Consider the following 18,295-nt stretch of genomic DNA (forward strand, 5'->3'; position numbering starts at 1 on the left):
GCCTGCTACAGCCCCGCCAGCGCGGGCGGTCGCGGAGCGCCGGGCCGGCCGTGGCGGCCTGTCCGGACCGTTCGATCCGCCTGATCGTGACGTTCGTGCCCGGCGGCGGCATCGAGCCGGCGGGCGGCACCGCGGCCGCTTTCAATCAAGCCATCGTCACCGGCATCACGAAATGGGCGGCCATCGTCAAGGACCCGGGCATCAAGCCGGAATGAAGCTGAACGGCATTCAAGGAGCCATGAACATGCAAGGAAGACTGGAAGGCAAGGTAGCGATCGTCACCGGCGCGGGTTGCGTCGGCCCGGGCTGGGGTAATGGCCGGGCGGTGGCGGTGCGCTTCGCGCAGGAAGGCGCCAAGGTACTGGCCGTCGACATCAATCCCGACTCCATGAAGGAAACGGTGGCCCTGGCCCAAGGCGCCGCGGGCGAAGTGCGCACGTGGACAGCCGATGCCACCCGTGACGCCGATGTGCGCGCCATGGTGCAGGCCTGCCTGGACCAGTTCGGCCGCATCGACATCCTCGTCAACAACGTGGGCGGGTCGCGCAAGGGTGGACCCGTGGACCTGTCCGAGGAAGACTGGGACGCGCAACTGGACTTCAATCTGAAGAGCGTATTCCTGGCCTGCAAACACGTCATTCCCGTCATGCAGCAGCAAGGCGGCGGCGCCATCGTCAACACGGCATCGACCTCCGGCACCCGCTGGACCGGCGCCGCCCAGGTCGGCTATGCGTCCTCGAAAGCGGGCGTGATCCAGTTCTCGCGCGTCGTGGCGGTCGAATACGCCAAGCAACGAATCCGCGTCAACACCGTGATTCCCGGACAGATGCACACGCCCATGGTGGAGGCGCGCCTGGCCAAGCAGCGCGCGGGTGGCGATATCGAGGCCTTGTTGCAGCAGCGCCAGGCGCGCATCCCGCTGGGCTTCATGGGCGACGGCACCGACATCGCCAACGCCGCGCTGTTCCTGGCGTCCGACGAGGCTCGCTTCATCACCGGCACCGAGATCGTCGTGGACGGCGGCATGAGCGTGCGCTGCGATTGAACGGACCAGGATGCACGCCATGGCGGGACACGACGACATCTGGGATTGCCACACGCATATCTTCGGCCCGTGGGCGGACTTCCCCCTGCCCGACGATCCCACCTACCAGCCGCAGGAAGCGCCCTTTGCCACCCTGCGCGCCCTGCATGCCGACCTCGCCGATGTGCTGGAGACGGTGCCGGCCCTGACGCCGCATGGCGTGCCGCTGGTCATCGATCACATGGGACGCCTGCCGGTCATGCAAGGCCGGGATCCGGCGCCCCTGCTGCGCCTGCTGCGCCAGGCCTGCGCCGACGCACCAGCGCACTTGAACGCCATCCTTGGCACCAACCCTGCCCGCCTTTACGGCTGATCCCCTCACGCCAGTGCGATATCGGCCATTCCTTCCGGAGACCAACCATGTGGGAACCCGCGCAACGCTACCCTGACCCCGCCATACGCTCGCTGGATCACCGCTTCGAGAAATACCACCTGCTCTCCACCGCCGTGGAGCGCCTGGCGACGGGCTGCCGCTGGACGGAAGGCCCGGTGTGGTTCGGCGATGGCCGCTACCTGCTGTGGAGCGACATCCCGAATAACCGCATCCTGCGCTGGGACGAGATCGGCAACAGCGTGCAGGTTTATCGCGCGCCCTCCAATCACGCCAACGGCAATACCCGCGATCGGCAAGGGCGCTTGATCAGCTGTGAGCATGGCGGCCGCCGCGTCACCCGCACGGAACATGATGGCCGCATCGCGGTGCTGGCCGACAGCTTCGACGGCAAGCGCCTGAACTCGCCCAATGACGTCGTCGTCAAATCGGACGGCTCCATCTGGTTCACCGATCCGCCCTTCGGCATCGTCGGCCACTACCAGGGCGAACCGGCGCCGCAGGAACTGCCCGCCAACGTCTATCGCATCGACGGCGTGAGCGGTGCGCTGACGGTGGTGGCCGAAGGCATCAACGGGCCCAATGGCCTGGCTTTTTCACCCGACGAGAAGCTGCTGTACGTCGTCGAATCGCGCGCGCGTCCGCGCAACATCGTTGCCTTGCGCGTGCTTGACGACGGCCGCGGCCTGTCGCAACCCGAAGTGCTGATCGACGCGGGCGCCGGCACGCCCGACGGCTTCCGTGTCGACGTGGACGGCAATCTCTGGTGCGGCTGGGGCATGGGCACCGAAGAACTGGACGGCGTGCGGGTGTTCACGCCCGACGGCGAGGCGATCGGCCATATCGCCTTGCCGGAACGCTGCGCCAATCTGTGTTTCGGCGGCCTGCACCGCAACCGGCTGTTCATGGCCTCGTGCACGTCCATCTATTCGTTGTATGTGAATACCCAGGGTGTCGCCGGCGGTTGACCGGCACACCAGCCAAGAGGAGACATAGACATGAAGAAGAATATCCGCGGCATCATGTACACCGGCGCGCTGCTGGCCGGCCTGTCCCTGGGCGGCGCCAGCCATGCCGCGCAGCCCGTAAGGCTGGTGGTGGCTTTCCCGCCGGGTGGTCCGGCCGACACCCTGGCCCGCGTACTGGCCAAGGAGCTGGCCGACGAACTGAAGGATTCGGTGATCGTCGAGAACAAGCCGGGGGCCAACGGCGCCATCGCCATCACTTATGTGATGCGCGGCCCCGCCGACGGCAGTGTCCTGTTCCTCAGTTCGGCGGGTGCCATCGCCATCAATCCCGCGCTGTATCCAAGCCTGCCGTACAAGCCGCAGGAGGACCTGACGCCGATTTCCCTGGTGGTGCATACGTAGGCCTGCCGCGGCATGGCAAGACAAGACGATGAGGCGAGAACGGGGAGGCCCCGGCTCGCCCCTGCGAAGGCATCGTCCTGCTCAAGCCGCGCTTTCGTACAGCTTCATCGCCATCATGCCGTGCGCCGCGCCACCGCCGGCGCGCAACGCGGCGGTGATGTACACGGTCTCTGCCAACTCGGCCTCCGTCACGCCCAGCTTCTTTGCCTTGGCGGTATGGGTTTCCAGGCAATACACGCATTGCGTGGTCAACGCCACCGCCACCGCCAGCACCTCGCGCCACTTGGTCGGAATTGCCCCATCCTCGCGCCCGGCCGCCGTGTCGGCGAAATTGCGATACGCCGCGAACTCCGTGGGCGCTGCCTCGCGCAGCTTCTTCGCGAACGACCGGTCGGTCGACTCATGGTAAGTGGGCGCGCCCGCGTTCTCCTTGCCCGCGTGCTCGTACAGCTTCATGGCCATCATGCCATGCGCGGCTGCCGCGCCGGCGCGCAGCGCGGCCGTCACGTAAACCGCTTCCGCCAGTTCGGCCTCGGTCACGCCCAGCTGGCGCGCCTTGGCGGTATGGGTTTCCAGGCAATACACGCATTGCGTGACCAGGCCGACCGCCACCGCGATCAGCTCACGGTACTTGGGCGGAATGGCGCCGTCCTGGCGTCCTACGGCCGTATCGGAAAAATTCCGATAGGCCTTGAATTCCTCGGGCGCCGCCTCGCGCAGCTTCTTCGCAAACGAGCGGTCGGTCGACTCGTGATAATGCACTACGGACATGTGGATTCTCCTGTGAGCTTGGGGGGGATTCAATCGCGCAGTATGTCGGCCAGAAACTTGCGCGCGCGCGGACTCGTCGGGTTGCCGAAGAAAGCCTCCGGCGGCGCGGTCTCGATGATCTGTCCGCAGTCCATGAAAATCACGCGGTCGGCCGAGGCCCGCGCGAAGCCCATCTCGTGCGTCACGACCACCATGGTCATGCCATCGGCCGCCAGCTGCTGCATGATCTCCAGCACGCCGCGCACCATCTCCGGATCCAGGGCGCTGGTGGCCTCGTCGAACAACATCAGCTTCGGCTCCATGATCAGCGCCCGTGCGATGGCGACGCGCTGCTGCTGTCCTCCAGAAAGCTGCGACGGAAATTTGTGGGCCTGGTCCGCGACGCCGAAGCGGGCCAACAAATCCATGGCCTTGGCCCGCACCGTCGCGGCTGGCAGGCCACGTACCTTGACCGGCGCGAAGCTGACGTTTTCCAGCACGGTCTTGTTGGGGAACAGGTTGAACTGCTGGAACACCATCCCGACCTCGGACCGCAGCCTGGCCAAGGGCCGGCCTTCTTCGGGCAGCGGTTGGCCATCGATCTCGATGGCGCCGCCGTCGATGCGCTCCAGGCCGTTCATGGTGCGGCACAACGTGGACTTGCCCGAACCCGACGGCCCCACTACCACGATGACCTCACCGCGGGCGATTTCCAGTTCAATGTCGCGCAACACATGATGGCTGCCGAAATGCTTGTTGACACGCTGCATGCGCACCAGGACCGGCGCGCCCGCGCCAAGCCGGTCTTGCATGCGCGCGGCGGCGGTCTGCTCGCGGATGGCGGTATCCATTACGTTTCCCCTTTCGAAAATGCGGCGCCGCGCAAGGCGAGCCGCCGTTCCACCCAGCTCGACACCCCGGACATGGCCAGGTTCAGCACCAGGTAGATGGCCGTCACCACCAGGACGCTCTGCAGAATGAAGTTGGTGTACTCGCCTATCATCTTGGCGCTGTACAGCAGCTCCTCGTAGCTGATGACATAACCCAGCACCGTGCCCTTCAGCAGATAGATGATCTGCGACACCAGCGCCGGCATGGCCGCCCGGAACGCCTGCGGCAGGACGATGTACCAACAGGCGCGCGGCCGTGTCAGCCCCAGGGACAGGGATGCTTCCATCTGCCCTTTGGGAATGCTTAGCAGACTGGCACGCAGCACCTCCGCGATCATCGCGGCATTGGTGATGGTCAGGGCCAGCACCAGTTGCCAGTAGACCGCCAGACGTATGCCGTAGTACGGCAGGATCAGGATGGTGAAATAGAGCACCAGCAGCGTCGGCAGCGACCGCGTCACTTCCACATAGGCGGCTGCGCCGCCGCGCACCCAACGCCGCCGCGACAGCCGCAGCAGGGCCAGCGCGGTGCCCAGCACCAATGCCAGCACGCCGGCCGCTGCGGCCGCGCTGACCGTGGCGTACAAAGCCGACGCCAGCAGCTTCAGCACGCCGGCGGACTCGAAGATCTGCCATTTCTTCCATTCCAGCCCGCCCGCCTGAGCGAAGCGATGCAGGACCAGCCAGACCGCGCCCGCCAGCAACGGCACGGCCGCGAGCGAGGCCAGCCTGATATTGCGACGCCCGCGAGGTCCGGGCGCATCGAACATGCGATCGAGGGGAGACGCCGTCATCGGGTAAACCTCACTTTGCGATCGATAAAGCCACCCATCAGGCCACCCAGCAACGCGATGGTGACGTAGGCCAATCCAACCCCGAAGAACAGCATGGGTTCGGCCTCCCGGATGTTGACCCGTTGCGCCACGCCGGTCAGGTCCGCCAGGCCGACGATGGCAATCATCGAACTGTTGATGACCGTCTTGATGAAGACGTTGGTGAGTGGCTGCACCACACTGCGCACCGCCTGGGGCAGCACGATGTGGAACAGGGTCTCGCGGTTGGTCAGGCCCAACGCCCGCGCTGCCTCGGCCGAACCGATGTCGACGCAGTTGATGCCGGCGCGGAGTACCTCGCACGCGAAAGCGCCTTCGTATATCGCCAGTACCACCACCACCGACGTCACCAGCGGCAAGGTCAGTCCGATCTGCGGCAAGCCGAAGACCACGATGAAAACCAGCGCCAACGAGGGGATATTGCGGATCACTTCGACATAGACCGTCCCGGCCCAGCGCAGCGGCACGATGCGGCTGGTACGCAGGATCACGCCCAGCGTGCCCAGGACGAGCGCGCCGACGTACGCCATGATCGAAACCTTCAATGTCAGCAGCAGTCCCGAGGCGAACATGCCCCAATACGGCCAATCAGAAATATGCATGACAGACGGCCGCTCAATCCAGATTGAGCTTGGGCAGCAAGTCCTTGCCGGGTGTCGGCAGGGTTGACGTCGCGCCTTCGACCTGTCCCAGCGTATGGTTGAAGGCTTCCTGCCAGATGCCGTCCTTGATCAACAGCTTGAGCCAGTTGTTGACGAACTCGACCGACTCCGGTGAGTTCAAAGCCAGGCCGATGCCATAAGGCTCGTAGGTGAAGGGCTCGCCCACCACTTTCAGGCCGCCGGCCTGCGACTGGCCCAGCAGCACCGGACGGTCCTGGACCTCGGCGTCGACGCGGCCCTGGCGCAGCGTGGCCTCGCACTCACTGCTCGACTCCAGCGTGATCAGTTCCGCGCTGGGCACGCGTTTGGTCATCGTCAGGTAGGCTGTTCCGCCCTTGGTGACACAGACTTTACGCTTGGCCAGGTCCTTGAGCTTGTGAATGTCCGTGTTGTCGGCACGGACGGCGATAGACTGGCCGCTGATCAGGTACGGCCCGGCGAAATCCACTTTTTTCTGGCGCTCCGGGGTGATGGAATAGGTGTAGAACACCGCCTGCACCGTCTTGTTGTTGATCAGCGCCTCTCGCGTTTCAGACGTGACGATTTTCTCATCGACCTCGGACTTGCCCGTCAGGTACTTGGCCAGCAGCAAGGCCATGGTGGCATCGAAACCTTCCAGTTCACCCGTGATCGGGTTCTTCACCGAGAACAATTTCTGCGTCTTGCTGCCGCCATAGGTCAGCTTGCCTTCTACATGGGCATCCCAAAGCGGGGAATTCTTCGGAATATCCTTGGGATCCGCAACCGGCGCTTGCTCCAGCAAGGCCTTGCGCCACTCGTTCGAACCCATCAGCGGAGCAGCCGCCATGGCGGCAGGCATGTGTATCGACGTTGCGCCGGCGACCACGGCGCATGCCGCCAGCAGAGTCGTCCGCAAGATCTTCCGATATGGCTTGCGGGTAGGGGCGGCCTGCGTTTTTATTCGATTCCGGCGCATGTCTGTTCTCCTTGTTGCAGGCGACTATGGACTAATAGAAACCCCGCAACAATTTAAATCTGCGCATGGAAACTTAAGCGTTTCTTATAGGTCCTCTATGAAGCATGCCTGCGGACGAACCCGCTTTTTCAGGGAAATCCCTAGGCGTCTTGCGTCACGCAGGCACAGGACAGCCAGCGATCATCCGAGCACGCCAGGATTGTCGCGCCAGACCCGATAACACAACGCGGTGGCGAAGCTGACCCAGGCCAGGTAAGGCACGAGCAGCAGGCCCGCCAGCGCGCGCACACGCCAGAAGCCGATCAGCGTCGCCAGGATAAGCAGCCACAGCACGCAGATATCGGCGAACGCCCACGCACCCAGGTGCCAGGCGAAGAACAGCCAGCTCCATAGCGCATTCACGGCGAGCTGTACCAGGAACAGGCGCAACACGGGTCCGCGGGAATGCCACCCGCCAGCCCGCCATACCAGCCATGCCGCGACGCTCATCAAGACATACAGTACGGTCCATGCCGGCCCGAAGACGCTCGCGGGCGGCGCCCACGCCGGCTGGACGAGCGTGCCGTAGAACTCGGCGGCCTGCACCGACGCAATGGCACCGATGGCACCGGTGACTAAGCCGGCTGCAAGCCAGCCGAGCAATCCGAGTAACTGCCGCGTGTTTGAGATGGTCATGCGCTGCTCCTCGTCCCGGTGGGGACGTTCAACTGCGTGGAGCTTACCCTAGCCCGCGCCATCGACGGCAGTCCTGATCGCGCTGCTCCATCAGTTCGTCGTGATATGCCCCACTTCGATCACGCGCTTCCAGCGGTCGTATTCTTCCGCCTGGAACCTGGTGAATTCGGCCGGGGTATTGCCCACGATCTCGAAGCCCAGTTCAAGCAGCTTGGGCTTGATCGACGGGTCGTTCAGGCTTTCGACGATGGCGCCGCGCAACTTGTCACGGATGGCCACCGGCAGGCCCTTGGGAGCGGCGAAGGCTTGCCAGGATGTGACGGTCACGCCTTTGAAGCCAAGCTCTTCCATCGTCGGCACGTCAGGCAGCAGCGGCGAACGCTTGGCACTGGTGACGGCCAGGGCGCGCAGCTTGCCGGCCTGGATGTGGGTCAGGCAGGTGTTGATGTTGGAGAACGAGGCATCCACCTGACCACCCAGCAAGTCGACGATGGCGGGCGCGCCGCCCTTGTACGGCACGTGCGTGCCTTCGGTATGGGTTTCCTGCCAGAACAGGGCCGCGGTCAGGTGGTCCGACGTGCCATTGCCGGCCGATGCGAACGTCATCTTGCCCGGATTGGCCTTCAGGTAGTCCATCACGTCTTTCAAGGAATGAAAGTTCGACTTCGCGTTGACGACCAGGACGTTGGGCGCCTGCACGGCAACGGTGATGTAGTCGAAATCCTTGCGGGCGTCGTAGCCGGGATTCGACACCAGATGCGGTGAGATGACGAAGGGACCCAGCGAAGACACCAGGATGGTGCTGCCGTCAGGCGCGGCACGCTTGGCATAGGCGGCGCCCGTGGTGCCGCCGGCGCCCGGCTTGTTTTCCGTCAGGAACGTGCCGCCCAACTTCTCTCCCACTTTCTGCGCGACGGCGCGGGCGATGAAGTCCGTCGATCCGCCCGGCGGGAAAGGCACCAGGAAGGTGACGGGTTTGTTGGGCCATGCGGCCGCGGTGTCCGCGGCCGCAGCGATGGTGGGCGCCCCCAGGGCGACGCCGACAGCGACCAGGGCGGTCAATAAGCGTTTCATCAGTCTGTCTCCTCAGCTTGGGCGTCGAGCGCCCGTTATGTAATGAATTTTCCGTGCTGCCCTCAAGCCCGTTTGCCGACCTCCACCTGCTCACGGGTCCACGCACGCGCCTGGTCCGTCAGGCTCAGCCCCAGGCCCGGGCGGTTGGGCACCAGCATGCGCCCGTCACGCGTCTCCAGGCGCTCATGGAACAGCGGTTCCAGCCAGTCGAAATGCTCGACCCATGGCTCGGTCGGATAGATCGCCGCCAGATGCACGTGCAATTCCATCGCGAAGTGCGGGGCCAGCATCAGGCCTGCGTGGTCGGCCTGCGACAGGATCTTGAGGAAAGGCGTGATGCCCCCGACGCGCGGCGCATCGGGCTGGATGTAGTCGGCGGCGCGGTGGCGAATCAGGTCGCCATGTTCGGCGGCGCTCGTCAGCATCTCGCCGGTGGCGATGGGCGTGTCGAAGGCGGCGGCCAGCGCGGCGTGGCCTTCATGGTCGTAGGCATCCAGGGGCTCCTCGATCCACACCAGGTCGAACTGTTCGAAGATGCGGCACATGCGCTGGGCGGTCGGGCGATCCCATTGCTGGTTGGCATCCACCATCAGGGGCACGTTGTCACCCAGGTGCTTGCGCACCGCTTCCACGCGGCGGATGTCCAGCTGGCGGTCCGGTTGGCCCACCTTCAGCTTGATACCGCCTATGCCCTTTTCGCGCGACGCCGACGCATTCACCAGCAACTGATCGGTCGGCGTGTGCAGAAAACCGCCCGAGGTGTTGTAGCACTGGACGGAATCCCGATAAGCCCCCAGCAGCTTGGCCAGCGGCAGGCCGGCGCGGCGCGCCTTGAGGTCATACATGGCCACGTCGAAGGCGGCGATGGCCTGGGTAGACAGCCCGCTGCGGCCGACCGAGGCGCCGGCCCAGGCCAGCTTGACCCACAGGCGGCCGATGTCGCTGGGATCCTCACCCAGCAGCACGGGGGCGATTTCCTTGGCATGCGCGAACTGGCCGGGACCGCCCGCGCGCTTGGAGTAGCTGATGCCCAAACCTTCGTGGCCGTCCTTGGTCTGCATCTCGACGAACAGCAGCGCCACTTCCGTCATGGGTTTCTGGCGGCCCGTCAGCACCTTGGCGTCGCTGATGGGGGTGGCCAGCGGCAGATAGCACGAGGAAATGCGCATCCAGCTGATGCTGTCGGGGGAGAAGGTCTGGGTCATGGATGTCTCCGTATGTCTGCAATGCCAACGTCGTGGGTGTTGGATGGACAACGTTGTCATTTTTAGGAAAAAAATGGGCACCGAGCCACGCTTCCGGAATGAAAGGGCATCAAGCCTGCCTCCGCAACGCGTTTGTTCGGTGCTTCACTGCGAAAAATGATAACGTTGTCCACTCGCTCTCACAACCCTGTGTTGCATCGGGGAATACCCTGATCTTCGAATCCATGTCGTCCATCAAGCAGAAGTCGATCACCCTGCACGACGTCGCCCGCGAGGCCGGCGTTTCGCTGATTACCGCATCGCGCGCGCTGGGCAATCCTGGCCGGGTATCCGCGGCGACGGTAGCCCGCGTGCAGGCCGCGGCCGAGACCATCGGCTACATCCCCAATCTGCTTGCGGGAGGCTTGAAGTCGCGCCGCAGCCGCATGATCGCGGCCCTGGTGCCCATCATTTCCGTGCAGCAGTTCCTGCCCACCATCGAGGCCTTGACCGCGCATCTGGACCGCGAGGGCTATCAACTTTTGTTGGGACAGACCGGGTATGACCGGGCCCGCGAAGCGGACCTGCTCAATTCCATGGTCGGCCGCCGGGTCGACGGCATCGTCATGGCTGGCCTGCTCAGCGACACGCCCGCCACCGCCCGCGTGCGCGCGGCGGGCATTCCGCTGGTGGAAACGTGGGACATCACCGAGCAGCCTTTCGACATGCTGGTCGGTTTCTCGCATCTGGATGTGGGCCGCGCCGTGGCGGATTACTTCATGTCCAAAGGCTGGCATCGGGTGGGCGCGGCCACGGGCGACGACAAGCGCGCGTTGATACGCCGCCAGGGATTCGCCGAGCGCATGGGGCAGGACGTTCCCACGGCCATCGTGGCGGCCCCCAGCAGTGTCGGTTCCGGCCGCCAGGCTGGCGCCGAACTGCTGCGCAAGAACCCTGCGCTGCAAGCGATTTTCTGCAGCTCCGACACGCTCGCGGAAGGCGTGCTGACCGAGGCGCGTGTCCAGGGCCTGCGCGTGCCGCAGGATCTGGCCGTGTGCGGTTTCGGCGGCACGCCTTTTTCCGCGCACATCGCGCCGGCACTGACCACCGTGCACGTGGACGGCGCCCGCATCGGCGCGGAAGCTGGCCGGATACTGCTGGAGCGATGTAGGGGCGAGACGCCGGCGCAATCTTTCATCGATGTGGGTTTCCGCATCATCGAAAGAGAATCGACCAAGGCGTGACAGCGCGTAGCGCCCCTGTGTTCCGGTCCTATGTCCGGAGCATAACCATTGCCATATACTGGTCAGCGCGTGGGGGCGCACAAAATGAATACACAAATCCGTGCTCTGGTTGGAACAGGTGCCGCCAAGGCCCTGCTTGTCGTCGGAACCGTGCTCGGCGCCGTGGGCGCCTGGGCACTATGGTCGGTGCTGGCCGACAATCATCCGCAAATGGCCAATGCGTGGCTATGGGGCTTGATCGCCGCCGGCGCGACCGCCGCGGGAACCCTGCCGGTGCTCTCATCCCAACGTTTGTCCGAGCGGGTGCAGGACACCATGTTCGGCTTCGGCGCCGGCGTGATGCTCGCGGCCTGCGCTTTCTCGCTGGTGGCGCCAGGCATCGCGGCCGCGCGCGACATGGGCGCCGGCCCCTGGGGCGCCGGGCTGACGGTGGGCTGCGCCATCCTGCTGGGCGCCGCGGCCTTGCTCTGGCTGGAACATTCCATTCCGCACGAGCATTTCATCAAGGGTAAGGAGGGCCGCGATGGCCGCATGCTCAAGCGCACGTGGCTGTTCGTTTTCGCGGTGATGCTGCATAACCTGCCCGAGGGCCTGGCCATTGGCGTCGGCTTCGGTGGCACGGACCCGCTGCGCGCGGGTGCGCTTGCCACCGGCATCGCGATCCAGGATGTGCCGGAGGGCCTGGTGGTGGCGGTGGCCCTGCTGGCGGCCGGCTATAGCCGGGTGTTTTCCGTGACCCTGGGGATGGTGTCCGGCTTGATCGAGCCGGTAGGCGCGCTGGCTGGCGCCGCCGTGATGGTGTGGTCCACGGTACTGTTGCCCTGGGGACTGGGCTTCGCGGCGGGCGCCATGCTGTTCGTCATCAGCCACGAAATCATTCCGGAGTCGCATCGCAAGGGCCATGAGAACTATGCGACGGGCGGATTGATGCTGGGCTTCGTGCTCATGATGCTGCTGGACACCGCGCTGGCCTGAGCGCGCCTTGCGCCGGGCTTGCCATGCCGCCGCTCAACTGGCGGGCGCGGTCCGGCGTGCTTTCAGCCTGCTTTGACCCAGCAGGACGCCGCCGATGGTAAGCCCGCCACCGATCAGATGATACGCATGCAGGGCCTCGTCCAGAAAGGCCGCCGCCGCGACGGCGGTGATGATGGGAATCAGGTTCATGAACATCGTGGTGCGGCCCGATCCCAGATGCTTGATCGCCATCATCCACACGGCCGGCGCAACGATGGAAGCCGGAATGCCCGCATAGCCGATCATGCTCACCGTGGCCCACGTTAGATGGGGCGTCGCGGACCACAGGTACACGGGCAGCAGGAACACCAGCGCGCAGGCCATCTGCGCATACAGCGAAGTGAAGACGGGCAATGACGGTGGCGCGTTGCGCAACAGGACGCTGTACGCCGCATAGGCCAGAACCACCACGAACATCATCGCGTCGCCGCGGCCTACGCCTTGGGCCAGCAGCACGAGGGGATCGCCATGGCCCAGCACGACGAAGATGCCCAGCAGGGACAGCAGGCCGCCGGCAATGGCAATCGCGGACGGCACTTCCTTGTGGAACAACGCGGCCAGCAGCAGCGTGAGCAGCGGCGCGAGCGACAGCAACAGCGCCATATTGGTGGCCGAGGTATAGCTGGCCGCGTAATAGCCCACGCCCTGGCACAAGGCCATGCCAAGCAGCCCCAGCAGCGCCAGCTTGGGCAGATCGGCGCGGATGGCCGCACGACGTTGCCAAGCGTCCCTGGCCACGAAGGGTGTCAACGTGGCGAAGGCGAGCAACCATCTGAGAAACGCGATGGATCCGGGCGGCAGCGCCCCCGCGGCCAGCTTGTTGACGATGGTGTTGCCGGCCCAGATGGTGACGGCGAGTAGCGCAAAGGAAAGGTACCGGACGGGCATTTCGTGAGGGATCAGTAGGGAATGGAGCCAGTCTATGGTCTGTTTTATTTTCGGTATATAGTGAATTTCGGACAACACCCGAATCCCACCTCACCGGTTCCATCCGTATGGCAACTCGCACCCGTCCCCTCCAATTCCCCGAATCCGTATCGCTGCGGTTCACGAGCTATGAGCAGGGCGTGGGCTTCGGTCCCAAGCGCCAGCCGTGGTGCAAGGTTGGCTACACGGTGACGGGTGTGATCGAGGCCGAGGTGGAAGGCCAGCGCTTTCTCTGCCCGCCGCACTACGCGACCTGGATCCCCGCCGATGCCTTGCATTCCTGCCGGACCCCGCGAGGTGTGAAGTTCGTCTCCATCTACGTCCGCCAGGAACTGTGCGCGGGCATGCCGGAGATGGCCTGCACGCTGGCGCTAAGCCCGTTGATCAAGGCGATCCTGGCGGACTTCGAGGCGCGCGATGTTTCCTTGCCGGCGACGGAAGAAGACGCGCGGTTGGCGTTCGTGCTGGTTGACCAGTTGAGGAAGGCACCCCGCCGGCAGAGCTATCTACCCATCTGTGACGACGCCATGGTGGTGCCGATCACCGATGCCCTGCGAGAGGACCCACGCAGCCGCCGTTCACTGGCTGAATGGGCGCGCCGGCTCGATACCACGGAACGCACGCTGTCGCGCCGATTCCAGAGTTGCCTTGGCATGCCGTTCAACGAGTGGCGGCAGAGAATGAAACTGGTCGCAGCCTTGTCGATGATCGAGCAAGGCCGCGCCATTCATGAGATCGCGCGCGACCTGGGCTATCGCAGCCCGTCCGCTTTCATCGCCATGTTCCGGCGGCAGACGGGAACCAGCCCCACGCATCTGGCGCAGTCGCACGGGCAGTCCGCCGCTGGCCACTGATCGACCCTAGTCCACGGACGCGTGCGACTCTTCCACGATGGTGCGCCAGCGGGCGATTTCTTCGGCCAGGTACTTCTTGAAGAATGCCGGCGATTCCGCCATCGGGGCCATGCCCAGGTCGACGAAGCGTTGCCGCAGCTCCGGTTCCTCCATGGCCTTGTTGATGGCCTTGTTCAACTTCTCGATGATGGGCTGGGGCGTGCCGGCCGGCGCGACGATGGAGTACCAGGTGCCCACTTCCATGCCTTTGACGCCCTGTTCGGCCATGGTGGGAATGTCGGGCACGGCGGGAAAGCGCTTCGATGCGGTGATCGCCAACGCGCGGATCTGGCCGCTTTCGATCAGCTGCTTGGAACTGGGAATGTTGATGAAGCTGAAGTCAGCTTCACCGCTGATGACAGCGGTCAAGGCCGGGGCGGAACCCTTGTAGGGGACATGGGTGGCTTCGATGCCCGTCAGCTTCTTGAACAGTTCACCGGACAGGTGTTGCGTGCTGCCGCTACCGGCCGACGAGAAGTTCAGTTTGCCGGGGTGCTTCTTGGCATAGGCGATGAACTCGGACACGGATTTGACCGGCAGCTTGGGATTGATCAGCAGCAGGTTGGGGGCTTCCGCGAAAATGGCGACGGGATCGAAATCCTTGACGGCGTCGTAGTCGAGTTTCTTGTACAGCGTCTTGTTGACCGCCAGCGCCGTCGAGGACAGCGAGAGGGTGTAGCCGTCGGGCGCGGAACGGGCCACGTAAGCCGCGCCGATATTGGTGCCGGCGCCCGGCCGGTTCTCGACGACGATGTTGCCGTGCAATATGCTCGAAAGCTCCTTCGCCAGCAGGCGGGCCGCGACGTCGTTGCCGCCGCCCGGCGTGTAGCCGACGACGATCTTGATGGGGTGATCGGGATATTTGTCCGCGGCTGAGGTCTGCGCACAGGCGGCGCCGGACAGCAGGGAAAGGCCAAAGACTGCAGACGCAACGATTGCGCGTATCGATTTCACAGGCTTGTCTCCGTATTTTTTGTTTAGGTGGCACTGCTGAGATCGAGTCTGCGCCCTTCGCGGCTACTCGGCATTCACTATTCGCCAACCCCTATTCAGAAAAACTGAATGGTTCCGACGTTCTGGTTCTTGTGTGGTCAGGCCCCTGGTGGGCGTCGCGGCATCGCGCCGGATGTTCGAAGGCGGGTCGCTTTTTCGGCGACCTCGCTTTTGCGGAGGCTGCTTTTAAATGATGGGGTACCCAACGCCCCTTCCTGGGCGATCGGCGATGACGGCTACGGTCATCGTGACGTGGCCATGACCGCGACCTACGAAGCGCGTTTTGATTCGGGCGGTTCGGCCAGGCCGAGCAATATCTCGACCCAGGCGTCCAGGCGGCCCTGTGCCAGCGTTGAACCGGCAGCGGGCATGCTGTCGTCTTGCCCAGTTTCCAGCAGGGCGCGAACAGCCTCCGCGACCTGGACGCTGAAGGACGCCGGGTCGGCGCCGCGCCATACCACGACGCGATGGCGCAGACCGAGTTGCGTGGCGCGCGCGGCGTTGGCGGCTTGCTCCGGCTGGTCGGTCAGCACCAGCACGATGGGCTTGCCATAGACCAGCGCGATCGACAGGGCGGCCATGCCGGGGGCCGAGACGATGACATCGCTGCGCGCGGCGTGATCGACCCAGCGTTCGTCGCGGCCGGTCCAGCCCGGCCTGCCCTCGTAGCCTTCGCCCACGCAATGGGCGGTGACATGCGCAGCAGCCAAGCCGGCCTGGAGCGCGTCGGCCAGGGCTGGATCGCGGAAATGGGGATTCAGATAGACGGCCACGCCGGCGGCATGATGGCGCACCGCGCTCGGCGTGGCTTGCGCGCCCACGGGATCTTGCTCCTGCGCCCCTGTCGCCACTGCCGCGTCTCCCGCGACCGCGACGGGCGTTGGCAGGCGGTAGGTCGCGCGTGAAGGCGTTTCGCTGGCGACGTAAGCGAAGTCATGCTCGATACGGGCGCGCGCGGAAGCGATCTGCAGGGCGATCACCCGGCTGAACAGCGTGGCCATCCAGCCCACCACCCGGCCCTGGAAATTGCCTTCCAGGGCCGCCCGCAGGCTGGCCCCATAGACATGCACGATCTTGCGGCGCCAACCAGGCAGCATACCCATGGTCAACAGCGCGGGATGGAAAGAATCGTTCACCACCACATCGGCGTCGCGCATCGAAGAACGCAGGCGCGCGATGTCCCGCAGCATCCGCTTGGGATAGAACACGTAGCGGGCCACGTTCTGGTCCGTTTCGCGGCGCAACATGTTCTGCACCGCGTCGAACTGCACCGCGTAGTGATGCGACAGCACGGGGGCATCGATGCCGAAGCCTGCCAGGAAGCGGCGCCCTTCAGCAGACGTCGTGATGACCTGTACGCTTGCGCCGGCCGCTGTCAGCGCATGTGCCAGCAGTTGCGCGCGCATCAAGTGACCGCGCGCATCGGCCGTCGCCAGATAAAGAATGCGCGGCGCCATCAGTGCCGGTCGCGTCCCGCTGGCGGCATGGCGTCCGACATGACGTCCGCGGGCGCCGATGGCTTGGAGGGGCTCACCGGCTGTGCTGTAACGCGCGGTCGAGATTTCCATGCGCAGGCCCAGCCAGCCAGATACATGCCTATCGATCCGCTGATGCCGAAGCCGCGCTCGATGCGGCGTATTTCCTGCAAGAGCGCTTCCAGCCTGGGCAATTCCTCCTGCGTGACGATGCGCTTGAGCGTGTGCATGCACAGCCGCACGTGCCGCGACTCGTCATCCAGGACGCCGGCAAGCAGGCGATGGAGCGGATGCTCCGCGCCTATGGTGTCGCAATGGCGGCGCAGCACACGCACCCCCATCTGCTCCGCGCAGAGTCCTATGGCATAGGCCGGCACCAGCACGCCGTGGGAGAAATGCGGCGCGTGGCGCTGCCCCAGGCGCTTCCAGCGCGCGATCTTGCGGCGACTCAGCCAATCGGGTTCGCTTTCGGTGACCGAGTCCGCCGCCGTACTCCCGGTCGTGCCTCCGCGCTGCGCAATCGCGTCCGCGAAGGCCAGCACGTGCTGGCGTTCCTCCGCCAGATGCTGGGCGGACTGCCGTGACAGCCATTGCGGCGCGTCCGTGGGCATCCAGTCGTCCTGCAAGGCCTGTTCGGTGGACTCTTCGCCGATGAGGTACATCCGCAGCAGCAGGATCTCGCCCGCCGTGCTGGCGTGCAGGCGCCGCAAGGCCGCGCGTTTGATGCGGTCCACCAGCATGGCCTGCACGCGTGCCCACCCGCGCGGCGGCATCGCCTGCAGACAGGCGTAGGCGTCTTGCATCACTTTTCCCGTGCCGGACTTGCCGGCGCCGTTTGCACACCACGCTGTTGCGTCAATATCAGGCCCAGGAAGCTGTCTTCCATGAACAGGCGCGCTACCCGATCCGCTTGCGGAAAGGGCTGTTGCACGCCGTTGTAGCGCAGGTAGCCCTGGCCATCCCTGGCGCCTACCGTCAACGCGTCGTGCTTGGCGAAACCTTTCTCGCGCAGCGGCTGCAGCAAGGTTTCGTTCTCCAGGCCGAACAGGAACAGATCGCCCTGCACCGCACGGCGCGGGATCTGGCCGCTCAAGGCCTCCATGTCCAGCGACCAGTTACCCTGGGCAATCTGCTGCGCAATACTGGCGCTGCCGCCCAACTGGCTTTGGAAGCGGACCCGCGCCATGCGCTTGGCAACCTTGCCCACGCCCAGGGCAACGATGACGTCCGGCGCATCGGGCTCACCCGTGGCGCGCACCTGCACCAGGCCCTGCGCGATGCGGGCGGTGAGCGAGGGCTTGGCCAGGACAGCGATGGCCTGTTCCGCCGTCAGCACGGTTTGCGCGCCCTTGGCACCATTCACCGTGACGCGGTAGGGATCGATCTTGATGCCGGTGAAATCGCCTCGGACAGGCGCATGCGCATGCATGCTTACCGACCACTTGGCGCCATCGCGGGCGAGCTTCAGGTGCAGGCTCAGCGGCACGCGCTTGCCCTGTGCGTCCACGCCGCTGCCTTGCAGCAGGACGTCGCCCACAGGCGTGTCCGCCGCGTAATGGCGCGTGTTGTCGAACTGGATGGTGTGGGCGTCGGTATCCACCGTGGCGCGGGTATCCGCGTCATTCAGGGCGAGGCGGTCGCAAGACTGGCCGCCCGCGGTCGCATCGCCCAACGGGCAGCCGCTGGCGGACACGAAGTTGAAGATGCCGCGGCCGGTGTAGGTCGCGCCCGCCGTCGCACCGATGTTTGCGCCACCCGGCGTAGTGGCTGCCGGGGGGGCCGCCGTGGCAGCCGTTGTTGCAGCCGCTGCCGCAGCCGCATTCACTTGGGTGCCCGCACACATGAACAGTGCTGCGGCGATCGTGCGATAGGTCAAGCGGAGTGCCATCCTGGGTTTCCAATGAAAAGGCGGGCCGGCGCATTCCGATGAAGCAGCGGGAAACGCGATGGCCGGCGAAA

The 18,295-nt window shown here is 65.1% G+C and carries 21 protein-coding genes; 8 read left to right on the forward strand and 13 right to left on the reverse strand.

Features of this window, described 5'->3' with window-relative positions; all coding sequences use genetic code 11:
• Positions 1–50 precede the first annotated feature (50 nt).
• The 5 genes from CEY05_RS31285 to CEY05_RS21350 are packed head-to-tail and all read left to right on the forward strand — an operon-like array spanning position 51 to position 2,785.
• Positions 51–215 (forward strand): hypothetical protein, encoded by a 165-nt coding sequence (locus CEY05_RS31285; protein ID WP_158219373.1) that lies wholly within the window; start codon positions 51–53, stop codon positions 213–215.
• Positions 216–244: 29 nt separating this feature from the next.
• Positions 245–1,045, forward strand: a complete 801-nt coding sequence (locus tag CEY05_RS21335; RefSeq protein ID WP_088597708.1) for an SDR family NAD(P)-dependent oxidoreductase — start codon at positions 245–247, stop codon at positions 1,043–1,045.
• Positions 1,046–1,064: 19 nt separating this feature from the next.
• Entirely contained in the window at positions 1,065–1,397 is a 333-nt protein-coding gene (locus CEY05_RS31470) for a hypothetical protein (protein WP_198952849.1), read from the forward strand.
• Positions 1,398–1,444: 47 nt separating this feature from the next.
• A complete protein-coding gene (locus tag CEY05_RS21345; RefSeq protein ID WP_088597332.1) occupies positions 1,445–2,383 on the forward strand; it encodes an SMP-30/gluconolactonase/LRE family protein in 939 nt (312 codons plus the stop codon).
• A 30-nt stretch (positions 2,384–2,413) separates the two neighbouring features.
• Positions 2,414–2,785 (forward strand): Bug family tripartite tricarboxylate transporter substrate binding protein, encoded by a 372-nt coding sequence (locus CEY05_RS21350; RefSeq protein WP_369825974.1) that lies wholly within the window; start codon positions 2,414–2,416, stop codon positions 2,783–2,785.
• A gap of 81 nt (positions 2,786–2,866) precedes the next feature.
• On the opposite strand, the gene CEY05_RS31790 is transcribed toward CEY05_RS21350, so the two are convergent.
• From CEY05_RS31790 to CEY05_RS21390, 8 genes are all read right to left on the reverse strand, one after another.
• Positions 2,867–3,556, reverse strand: coding sequence for a carboxymuconolactone decarboxylase family protein (locus tag CEY05_RS31790; protein WP_088597331.1), 690 nt, complete (start codon positions 3,554–3,556; stop codon positions 2,867–2,869).
• A 29-nt stretch (positions 3,557–3,585) separates the two neighbouring features.
• Positions 3,586–4,314 carry an amino acid ABC transporter ATP-binding protein gene (locus tag CEY05_RS21360; RefSeq protein ID WP_198952871.1) on the reverse strand — a complete coding sequence of 243 codons (729 nt, stop codon included), beginning with the start codon at positions 4,312–4,314 and terminating at the stop codon, positions 3,586–3,588.
• A 71-nt stretch (positions 4,315–4,385) separates the two neighbouring features.
• Positions 4,386–5,219, reverse strand: coding sequence for an amino acid ABC transporter permease (locus CEY05_RS21365; protein WP_088597330.1), 834 nt, complete (start codon positions 5,217–5,219; stop codon positions 4,386–4,388).
• Entirely contained in the window at positions 5,216–5,860 is a 645-nt protein-coding gene (locus CEY05_RS21370; protein WP_088597329.1) for an amino acid ABC transporter permease, read from the reverse strand. Before CEY05_RS21370 ends, CEY05_RS21365 begins: the two co-directional genes overlap by 4 nt.
• A gap of 13 nt (positions 5,861–5,873) precedes the next feature.
• Complete coding sequence (locus CEY05_RS21375) at positions 5,874–6,797, reverse strand: glutamate ABC transporter substrate-binding protein (RefSeq protein ID WP_158219374.1); 924 nt, start codon at positions 6,795–6,797, stop codon at positions 5,874–5,876.
• A 240-nt stretch (positions 6,798–7,037) separates the two neighbouring features.
• Positions 7,038–7,532 (reverse strand): TspO/MBR family protein, encoded by a 495-nt coding sequence (locus tag CEY05_RS21380; protein ID WP_088597327.1) that lies wholly within the window; start codon positions 7,530–7,532, stop codon positions 7,038–7,040.
• Positions 7,533–7,622: 90 nt separating this feature from the next.
• A complete protein-coding gene (locus tag CEY05_RS21385; RefSeq protein WP_088597326.1) occupies positions 7,623–8,606 on the reverse strand; it encodes a tripartite tricarboxylate transporter substrate binding protein in 984 nt (327 codons plus the stop codon).
• A gap of 62 nt (positions 8,607–8,668) precedes the next feature.
• Positions 8,669–9,811 (reverse strand): mandelate racemase/muconate lactonizing enzyme family protein, encoded by a 1,143-nt coding sequence (locus CEY05_RS21390; protein ID WP_088597325.1) that lies wholly within the window; start codon positions 9,809–9,811, stop codon positions 8,669–8,671.
• Between the two features lie 224 nt (positions 9,812–10,035).
• Between CEY05_RS21390 and CEY05_RS21395 the strand changes: the two genes are divergently transcribed.
• Positions 10,036–11,034 (forward strand): LacI family DNA-binding transcriptional regulator, encoded by a 999-nt coding sequence (locus CEY05_RS21395; RefSeq protein ID WP_088597324.1) that lies wholly within the window; start codon positions 10,036–10,038, stop codon positions 11,032–11,034.
• 84 nt (positions 11,035–11,118) lie between these two features.
• A complete protein-coding gene (locus CEY05_RS21400) occupies positions 11,119–12,009 on the forward strand; it encodes a ZIP family metal transporter (protein ID WP_088597323.1) in 891 nt (296 codons plus the stop codon).
• A 33-nt stretch (positions 12,010–12,042) separates the two neighbouring features.
• Here the strand turns inward: CEY05_RS21400 and CEY05_RS21405 are convergent, their stop codons facing one another.
• Entirely contained in the window at positions 12,043–12,936 is an 894-nt protein-coding gene (locus tag CEY05_RS21405; RefSeq protein ID WP_088597322.1) for a DMT family transporter, read from the reverse strand.
• Between the two features lie 107 nt (positions 12,937–13,043).
• Here CEY05_RS21405 and CEY05_RS21410 point away from each other — a divergent pair, with 107 nt between their 5' ends.
• Positions 13,044–13,829, forward strand: coding sequence for a helix-turn-helix domain-containing protein (locus CEY05_RS21410; RefSeq protein WP_088597321.1), 786 nt, complete (start codon positions 13,044–13,046; stop codon positions 13,827–13,829).
• A 6-nt stretch (positions 13,830–13,835) separates the two neighbouring features.
• On the opposite strand, the gene CEY05_RS21415 is transcribed toward CEY05_RS21410, so the two are convergent.
• The 4 genes from CEY05_RS21415 to CEY05_RS21430 all read right to left on the reverse strand — a co-directional run bounded on the left by CEY05_RS21415 (position 13,836) and on the right by CEY05_RS21430 (position 18,224).
• Positions 13,836–14,822: a tripartite tricarboxylate transporter substrate binding protein gene (locus CEY05_RS21415; RefSeq protein WP_088597320.1), complete on the reverse strand. Its 987-nt coding sequence runs from the start codon at positions 14,820–14,822 to the stop codon at positions 13,836–13,838.
• A 308-nt stretch (positions 14,823–15,130) separates the two neighbouring features.
• Positions 15,131–16,318, reverse strand: coding sequence for a hypothetical protein (locus tag CEY05_RS21420; protein ID WP_088597319.1), 1,188 nt, complete (start codon positions 16,316–16,318; stop codon positions 15,131–15,133).
• Entirely contained in the window at positions 16,318–17,139 is an 822-nt protein-coding gene (locus CEY05_RS21425; protein WP_233161635.1) for a hypothetical protein, read from the reverse strand. Before CEY05_RS21425 ends, CEY05_RS21420 begins: the two co-directional genes overlap by 1 nt.
• Positions 17,139–18,224 carry a hypothetical protein gene (locus CEY05_RS21430; protein WP_233161636.1) on the reverse strand — a complete coding sequence of 362 codons (1,086 nt, stop codon included), beginning with the start codon at positions 18,222–18,224 and terminating at the stop codon, positions 17,139–17,141. Before CEY05_RS21430 ends, CEY05_RS21425 begins: the two co-directional genes overlap by 1 nt.
• Positions 18,225–18,295 lie beyond the last annotated feature (71 nt).

It is taken from the genome of Achromobacter sp. HZ34, from assembly GCF_002209485.1.
Taxonomy (GTDB): Bacteria; Pseudomonadota; Gammaproteobacteria; order Burkholderiales; family Burkholderiaceae_B; genus Bordetella_C.